The organism is Flavobacterium sp. (genome assembly GCF_029242675.1).
GTDB lineage: Bacteria > Bacteroidota > Bacteroidia > Flavobacteriales > Flavobacteriaceae > Flavobacterium.
The window spans coordinates 1-8,641 of record NZ_JAQWTM010000423.1 but is presented as its reverse complement, the minus strand read 5'-3'; the positions used below and the strand labels follow the sequence as shown (position 1 = coordinate 8,641).

General features: G+C 34.3%; 9 protein-coding genes and 1 pseudogene. 1 reads left to right on the top strand and 9 read right to left on the bottom strand.

Features of this window, described 5'->3' with window-relative positions; translation table 11 throughout:
- From P8M54_RS15505 to P8M54_RS15465, 9 genes are all read right to left on the bottom strand, one after another.
- The coding region (locus tag P8M54_RS15505; RefSeq protein ID WP_300288937.1) for a hypothetical protein at positions 1-1,535 on the bottom strand (1,535 nt) is incomplete at its 3' end.
- A gap of 103 nt (positions 1,536-1,638) precedes the next feature.
- Positions 1,639-2,802, bottom strand: a complete 1,164-nt coding sequence (locus P8M54_RS15500) for an AI-2E family transporter (RefSeq protein ID WP_300288936.1) — start codon at positions 2,800-2,802, stop codon at positions 1,639-1,641.
- A 200-nt stretch (positions 2,803-3,002) separates the two neighbouring features.
- Positions 3,003-3,506: a mechanosensitive ion channel domain-containing protein gene (locus P8M54_RS15495; RefSeq protein WP_300288935.1), complete on the bottom strand. Its 504-nt coding sequence runs from the start codon at positions 3,504-3,506 to the stop codon at positions 3,003-3,005.
- A gap of 12 nt (positions 3,507-3,518) precedes the next feature.
- Entirely contained in the window at positions 3,519-4,103 is a 585-nt protein-coding gene (locus tag P8M54_RS15490; RefSeq protein WP_300288933.1) for a Maf-like protein, read from the bottom strand.
- Positions 4,090-5,022, bottom strand: coding sequence for a geranylgeranylglycerol-phosphate geranylgeranyltransferase (locus tag P8M54_RS15485; protein ID WP_300288932.1), 933 nt, complete (start codon positions 5,020-5,022; stop codon positions 4,090-4,092). The genes P8M54_RS15490 and P8M54_RS15485 overlap by 14 nt, the downstream gene beginning before the upstream one ends.
- Before the next feature lie 26 nt (positions 5,023-5,048).
- Positions 5,049-5,576 (bottom strand): HAD family hydrolase, encoded by a 528-nt coding sequence (locus P8M54_RS15480; protein WP_300288931.1) that lies wholly within the window; start codon positions 5,574-5,576, stop codon positions 5,049-5,051.
- Positions 5,560-6,333 (bottom strand): Rossmann-like and DUF2520 domain-containing protein, encoded by a 774-nt coding sequence (locus P8M54_RS15475; protein WP_300288930.1) that lies wholly within the window; start codon positions 6,331-6,333, stop codon positions 5,560-5,562. The genes P8M54_RS15480 and P8M54_RS15475 overlap by 17 nt, the downstream gene beginning before the upstream one ends.
- A 95-nt stretch (positions 6,334-6,428) precedes the next feature.
- Entirely contained in the window at positions 6,429-6,827 is a 399-nt protein-coding gene (locus tag P8M54_RS15470; RefSeq protein WP_300288929.1) for an NUDIX domain-containing protein, read from the bottom strand.
- A 2-nt stretch (positions 6,828-6,829) separates the two neighbouring features.
- Positions 6,830-7,468 carry a hypothetical protein gene (locus tag P8M54_RS15465; protein WP_300288928.1) on the bottom strand — a complete coding sequence of 213 codons (639 nt, stop codon included), beginning with the start codon at positions 7,466-7,468 and terminating at the stop codon, positions 6,830-6,832.
- Positions 7,469-7,829: 361 nt separating this feature from the next.
- Here P8M54_RS15465 and P8M54_RS15460 point away from each other — a divergent pair.
- A pseudogene (locus P8M54_RS15460) lies at positions 7,830-8,641 on the top strand (cytochrome C biogenesis protein); the annotation flags it as partial.

Genomic DNA, 8,641 nt, shown 5'->3' with positions numbered 1-8,641 from the left:
AATCCTGCAATTTCTTTGGGTGCATATGATTGAGTTTGAAAAGTCAAAATCATTTTATTATTTCCAAAGAGGTTACTATTAAAACCTTGTATGCCATTTTCTCCATTAATATTTAGTTGGTCTCCTTGTGAATTTTGACGGTTAATACCCAAAAGGATTTGCGGTTTGATAAATTGTCTGAATTTCCAATTCCCTAAGTCAAACAGATTGGTAAAGTAATTGGCTTGAAAAGAAAAGGTAGTTTGCTCCGTTTTGCCATCCTTAAAATAGGTTCCTAATTCAAAGTTTGAACTCAAAAAACCCCATTTATGGAAAGTTCCAAAAGAAAATTGAGAACCAATATAGGGTCTCCAATGGTTGTTTTTTAATTGATATCCTGTAGTTATCCCGTAAATACTTCCTATCGGGACATCTTCAACTATTCCATTTCTAAAAATATAACGGTCTTGTACAAATTCCCTACTGTTAAGTCCAACCCCCATTAAAAATAATTTTTCCGAGGAATAAAAATTTATTGGATCTAGTTCTGCGGTAGGGCTTTCATTATATTTTATATTTAAGTAACGACCAGTAAGTATTAAATTAGTGGTATTGGCTCCTTCATAATTTCCTTTAATCACATTAAAAGCTTTCCCTAGCCAAATATCATGCGTACTGAATTTGAAATTTTGTATTTCATATTCTTTAATGGTATTAATTAAACTATCTCGTTTAAATTGTTGCCCAATGGTTATACCGCCAGCCCATTTGGTCACAGGAGAATAAAAAGGGCGCTCTATTGCGACGCTTTTACTGTAGTAATTATCAAGATCAATGGCATATTGAGCAGTTGTTCTAATAAAACTATTTTTAAAATTGGGAATTGAATAGGCGATGTCGTTTGCATTTTTGCCATCACTAAAGCGATTATTGAATTTATAATCAAGTTGATGGCCGTATCCAAAAATATTTCGATCCCTAAATCCTATTCCAACTCTAGCACTCGAGACAGAAAATCTAGGAATGGAGCTCCAAGTATCCAATACTCGGATAAAAACATCTACTGAATCAGATTCAGGAGCCACTAATTTTTCAGTGATAGTGACTCTATTTACAAAGTTTTGCGCTCTAATGATACGCTCCGTTTCTTTTATTTTAAATAGATCGTAAACGCTATTTTCCTTAAATAACAAAAAGTTTCTTATGGCAAATACTTTAGTTTTTAAGTGAAATTTATTACCAGTCCGTTCTCCCCAATTTCTAGGGCCAGCTGTACTATCAGAGTCAGAATAGCCAAAAGGATCAAGAGTTACTATTTGTATTTTTCGGATTATTTTACCGTCAGCATTTAAGTGGGGTTTGGGTTCCACTATTTTTTCGCTTTTTGTTGTTGCCGAAGCGCGGAAAATTAATCCGTGTAAAAACTTGGTGTATTTATGTTTGGTTGAAAATTGCTTGATGTTATTGTACATGACAACGGTATCTTTCTCGGTTTTCTTAGTTTGCGAAAAAGATAATTGCATTGCCAAAAGAGCTAGAAAAACAGTAATTTTCATTTCTGTTGAAATTTAAAAAAATGGTGAGCTCAGAAATTGAAACTTTTTACATCTACAAATTACAAAATCAGTGTGGTAAAGATAACAAATACAGCTACTACCATTAATCAACAGTTGGAATAATTATATCTTCATTGTCCCCTGTACTGTTAGATTCACTACCTCCTTTTTTTGTTTTTTCCTTTGTTTTAGTTTTCCAAATAAAGGTTTTAGGCACGTCATCTCCCATTAAATAGCCCCAAGCTTCTAGGTTTTCGGTCTTGTCAAATATTATTTTTAAAATAGCTAAAATTGGTATTGCCAAAAACATTCCGGCTATTCCGGCTAGTGCTCCGCCAATTATAATTCCAACAATAGATACTAGGGCGTTAATTTGAACTTTTGAACTGATAATTAATGGTACAAGTATGTTATTATCAATTAGCTGCACAACTCCATTTACAACAAGGATCCCAACAATTATAGAGATATCAGGTGTGGCAGTCAAGGAGGCGATTATTGTTAAAACACCCGCTACAATGATTCCGATATAAGGTATTAAATTTAAAATACCTGTTAATATGCCCAGCAAAATAAAGTATTTGATCCCGAGGAGGTAGAGACCTGCTCCCGTCAAGATGGCAACGAAGATCATTTCGATAATCAAACCAGCGATATAGCTTTGTACAGACGCTTTTATTTGACTTAGGATTTCGCGTAATTGAGCATGGTATTCCTTTTTAAAAAGCTTCACCAAAAACATGATAAAGTGGGTGCGGTAAAGTAAAATTAAAAAAGTATAGATAGGAATTAAAGTCAAATCGATAAGAGTTCCTGATACCGATATCAAGGTAGTTCCTATGGTTTCTTTTCCTTTTTTCACTGAATCTTCGGCCACATCATTTATGTACTTGCGTTGTTCCCAAAGACTGATGTTAAAGTTGGTTCGGATTTGCTTCTGAATATCGGTAATGAAAATATTCGCATTTTTATTTATTTTATCAAAATCAGTTGCTATATCGCTGATTTGATAGGCTAATACAGCTAAAATGGCTAGAAAGAAACAGATAAAAATAATAACTGTAATAGAAACCGATAAAGTGTGCGGTAAACGAAGTTTTTTATTTAAAAAAAGATCAATTGGTAGTAATAAAACAGCGAATAAAAACGACATGAGTATAGGCGTCAAAATCGTTTGGCCCATATAGAAAATAAAAGTAATACCAATTAAACTAATTAAAGTACATGTTAATCTAAAATAGAAGGGATATTTTATAGAATGACTCATATTGTTTTAGTTTAAATTGGTTACGGTTTGTTTAATTAACTTATTTAGGTAGGCAAAAATGAATTTAATTTACAACTTAATTATTATAGCTTAGCTTTTAAATTTTATATAATTATCATTTCAATGATTAAAAATGATTTTAGTCTATCGCTTTGATTCTTTATTGGACTAGTTGGCTGTACTTAGTTGAGGCCACTAACTCATTGTTTTATTATGGAAATTCCTTTTTGAAAAAGTAAATTATTGGGGTAAACAATCATTTCGCCATCTGCGGTTATCAATGATACATGGAACGCACGGATATCATCGATTTCAGCAGTAATAGGAAAATCCTTATCGTGAATTTTGATTATGTCTCCAATTTTAAACGGAAAAGAAAAAAACAAAATCACGCCTGAAGTAATATTACTTAAAATGGACCATTGTGCAAACATGGCAACTCCAACAACAGTAGTAACGGAGGAGACGGCAATAAATATATCCTTTGGATGTACTCCCCAAATGATTATTAAGGCTATTAGTCCCAAAATATGAGTTAATAAATGAAGGTATTTTATAACCAGATTTGTGCGGTGTTCTAATCTTATGGTAGTTTTCGCAAATCGTTTTACTAGTTTGGTTGTTATTATTCGCAAGCAAATTATTACTAGGAGTAAGATGGCAGAGGCTATTAATTCCTTAGTGAAATCATTTATGAAACTCATATTTAAATTGTTTTAGGGTAGCTTATTCAAATATTCATATACTTTATCGACTGGTAATCCCATTACATTGGGGTACGATCCTTCAATTTTAGCAACCCCTATGAAACCAATCCATTCCTGAATACCATAAGCTCCTGCTTTGTCAAAGGGTTTGTATTTTTCGATATAATAGGTAATCGCTTCTTGGCTTAAAACATTAAATGTAACGGTGGTAACCTCAAAAATAACATCTGTTTTATAGTTGCTTTTAAAACATACAGAGGTTATTACTTCGTGTGTGGAATTAGATAGTGAAGTTAAGATAGCAAATGCATCTTCCTTGTCCTTCGGTTTACCTAGAGCATTGCCCTTATGCCACACTATGGTGTCGCTAGTGATTAAAAGTTCATTATCAGCCAGCGTTCCATCAAAAGCGTTTGATTTTAAAACAGCTAGATAATTAGTAATTGCTTCTCGCTGTAATTCTGGTGGATATATTTCTTCGATTTCTTTCAATCGGATTTCAAAATCCAAATCTAGGTCTTTAAAAAATTGTTGGCGTCTAGGAGAACCCGAAGCCAATATTAGTTTGTAATTTTTAAGTTTATCGTGTAGCATTGTATTCTATATTTAAAGTGATGATAACAATGGATACAATCCCGAAGAATAAAATCCATTTTAAAAGGCTACTTAAAGCGGTAAAGTCTGTTTTTGTTTCAGCTTTAAATGTTTTTACACTAAAGTACATTAATGGCGCTAAAACGAAAATAAAAGTATAAGCTGTGGCGATGAATAATCCATTAGTTACAAAATAGGTATTTACGTAAAAAAACAGAACCATGATTGGAATTAAGCTTAAAGCAAAAACTAATTTGGTAGTTTTTCCAGCGCCAATTAGCACTGCTAGTGTTCTTATTCCTTGCTGATTATCGCCTTTTACATCCTCTAAATCTTTAATCATTTCACGTAGCAAATTAATCATAAAAGCAAAAATAGAATAATCTACAAGTACAGAAAACAAGTTAGCCATTCCGCTCTGATTTTCAATTGAAGTGGCAGGATAGATATCAAAAACTCCTATAATAATAACACTCATAGAAAGTACTAGTGCTACTATTATGTTGCCAATAACTGCCATTTGTTTCAAGCTAGTAGCGTAAATATATAAGGTAGCCGCAATTAAAATAAATACGGTTGCAAAACTAGGTTTCATGATCACATTAGATAAATAAAATCCAATACAAACTCCGGTAATATTTAAACCTGCATAAATAGAGTAGGCGCTATTTTCGCTAATACTTTTACCAACAATTACTTTTTCGGGTTTGTTTATCTTGTCTGTATCTTGATCAAATATGTCGTTAATGACATATCCAGCAGCGGCAATTAAAACGGTGCTTAAAACGAGTAAAGCATATTGAAAATTTGTTAACGCTAATGGAATGTGTCGTAATAGGACAAAATCCACACGGAAAAGCAGCTGCATAAAAGCAAGCATCAATAGGTTTTTGTACCTTATTAGATTGAGGAATTTCATACGGAGTTTAGAGTTTAAATGTGTACTTAATCCAATTTTCCATTAAAGGATTCCATCCATTTACCTTGTACTTTCATGACTTGTTCTATCACATCGCGAACAGCACCTTTACCGCCATTTTTGTGTGAAATATATTTGGAAATCCCTTTGATCTCCGGACAAGCATCCTGCGGACAAGTAGGTAATCCTACTAGTTTCATCACATGATAATCGGGGATATCGTCACCCATGTACAATACTTGCTCGGGCTTAATACCATACACATCCGTATATTCATCAAAGGTGTCGACTTTATTTGGAGATCCTAAGTGAATATCTGTAATGCCAAGGTTTCTTAAACGAACCCGTACGCCCTCATTACTTCCTCCTGAAATAATACATACATTATAACCACTATCTACGGCTGCCTTCATAGCATAGCCGTCTTTAATATTCATGGTACGGTGCATTTCTCCTTCGTTACTAATAAAAACCGAACCATCAGTAAGAACACCATCCACATCAAAAATAAAGGTGGTAATCTCGTTCATTATTTCTTTATAACTCTTTGCCATTGTTTTGTATTGCTTGTGTTAGTATTTTATAAATGTGTAAGTGTTCCTCATTAGAAAGGAAATCTTGGTGAGTCGCAATTGTTTTTTCATCCTGTCGAATTGCAGGGCCTGTTTGTGCTTGACTAGGTGTCAAAGATGCTATTTTTTGCGCAGTTTCATTGATTAAAGGATGTAAAATGGCAAACGGAATTTGGTTTTCATCACAAATCGATTTTCCTATTTGGTACAGGTGATTCGTAAAATTATTAACGAAAACAGCGGCTACATGCAAAGCTCTTCGCTGTTGTGAATTGATAGCGAATACTTTGGGCGAAATTAATTTAGCTAACGCATCGATAAGTTGGTAATCTGTTGCGTTCTCGGCCTCAAGGCAAATGGGAATCGTGGTAAAATCGACTGCTTTGTTTTTTGTAAATGACTGCAGTGGGTAAAAAACTCCTTTTCTATTAGTATCTGCTATGACATCCACGCTAACGCTCCCTGAGGTATGAACCACGAGTCTGTTTTTAAACGGGAGTTGCTGTGCGACCGAAGCGATGGCATCATCCGAAACAGCTATAATATAGATATCTGCTTCCTTTAAGTCATTTATACTTGTAGTAATTTGGTCTTGTTCAACTAAGTGAGTAACAGTTTCTTTTTTTCTTGAATAGACCTCTACCAATTCGAGTTTAGCACCCGCTTTTTGAACTGCCTTAAATGCGCTTATCAAGTGTTGCGCAACATTTCCTGAGCCTATAATACTTACTTTAATCATGAAGCAAAATTAACAAAAAAAAATGGAGTAGGGTCCCGAAAAACTAGCGGCATTAAATAAGTAGTTTGGCTACTGCTAATGAATGATCTAGTGTTTTAATCCAATAGCCCTTTTTGGTGCAAAAAATCGAATATTAATTGATCTACTGCTGAGATTTTGTCTTTGTCGGCTGATGTAAGCCAAATCATTTCTTCAATTTCGGAGCTAGGATTTAAAATCCCACTATATTGTGCGGTGTAACAGGTCATTTTTACAGATACATTCGTCTCGTGCCCATGTGCATGCGCTTCAAAAACACCGACAAAATCTAAACTTTGAGTGTCTAAATCTACGGACAGTTCTTCTTTGATTTCCCTGGTCAGTGCTTGTGAATCGGTTTCAGTGCCTTCGCGCTTCCCACCAGGAATATAGTATTTGTCTTTCCCGAAGGATCGGGTAGAAAGAATTTTTTTATTTTGAATTTCGATCCAAGCTAATTTATCTATTTGTGGCATTTTTATTTTACTCCAAAGGGTTTTATACTAAGATCAATTAACCAGTTCTCGCCATATTTTGCAGTTAAATAGTTGGCAATAATTTGGTTATTTTCAGTTGTTTTTTTAACCGTAATCGGGTCAAGAACACAATTTTCTCTTTTGATGCTGATACCATATTCTTCTTGAAAAGCAATATACTCCGCTGGAATAGCATTGTCAAGACCATGTGTAATAAAATGTACTTGTCCTTCCGCTATGAGCTGTTCTATTTGTTCACTGCTTAGCTTTTGAGCATTGCTTAGTAATTTTGAAGGCGCAATTGTAGTGCTAACTAGCTTCTTCTTTTCTGTTTTCTCAAAAAGTTTAACTGTTATTGTATTTTTTCGCTCATTGATCGTTACGGGGTAAAAAGTATAAGTTTCAAAATCAGCAGAGTAGAAGGAGAAGATGTATTTGCCTTTTTCAGGTAGCGTAATTTTAAAACTATCTAAAGTGTTGATTTCCATTTTTTTGTTGGCTTCAGAAATGTAAAACGCACCGCTATTAAAAGCTTTTTCGGTAGTGTTTTCAAAAACTACTGTTGCAATAATTTCTTTAGTAGCAGCTTTAAGTACGGTTATTGGTAGAGAGAGCAGGAGGATTAGCGCTAGTTTTTTCATAATAGTGTGTTGTAATGGTTTCGACTGTGTAGCTAAAATAGTATTTTAAACGATAACTCGAGTGTAATTATTGTTTTTTTATGAATTGGAGTACTAGTTATACGGCAATTTCGCGTGAGGGGTAGCAGCGGCATCTCCCGCTTTATAAAACAAGGCGGTAGCTGTAGTTTTATTAGCGGGAATATAGCGAATGACCCGACCTTTTCTTGGTAATTTCACCAAGAAAAGGGCACGCCCTAAAAACAAGATTTCCGACCCTTTAATTGGCTTAATTTTGGTTTAAATTAACAATTGTGTCGCAATTATAGTCAACATTTTTAAGTACTTTTGTGTCACTTTTAAAAAATATAATTCCTTACAAATGGATAAAAAAATACTGTCCTTTTTATTTTCTACACGCCTAATGGCGGTTCTCTTTTTAGGTTTTGCAATTGCAATGGGTGTAGGTACCTTTATAGAAAGTAAATACAATACGGATACGGCGAGAATAATGATTTACAACGCTTGGTGGTTTGAGGCTATTATGGGCGTTTTTGTTATTAATTTTATTGGAAATATTAAGCGTTACCAGCTGTTGAAAAAAGAAAAATGGGCTACTTTATTGCTGCATTTATCTTGGATTTTTATCATTTCAGGTGCTTTTGTGACCCGTTACATTAGTTACGAAGGGATGATGCCTATTCGTGAAGGAGCTGCTGAGAACCAATTTTACTCCGATAAGACATTTTTGACTTTGTTTGTAGATGGCGAATATAAAGGCGAAATGAAACGCAGGGTTTTTGAAAAACCAGTGTTACTTTCTCCGGTGACAAATAATGATTTTAGAATCGCAGATAAATTTGCTGACACTCCATTTGAAGTAGAGTACAAGAACTACATCATGGGCGCTAAGGAAATTGTGAAGCCAGATCCTAAAGGAATTTTATATTTCAAATTAGTAGAAGCTGGTGATGGAGGTCGTGAGGAACATTTCTTGAAAGAGGGCGAAGTTCAAAATATTCATAATGTACTTTTTGCATTGAATAAATTTACGGATGGTGCCATTAACATTACGATTGATGGTGATAAGAGTACCATTCAAACACCATTTGAAGGGAATTTTATGCGTATGGCTGATAAGCTAGAAGGTGCAGTTCAAAAAGATATAGTGCAGCCCTTGATGATGCGCTCTTT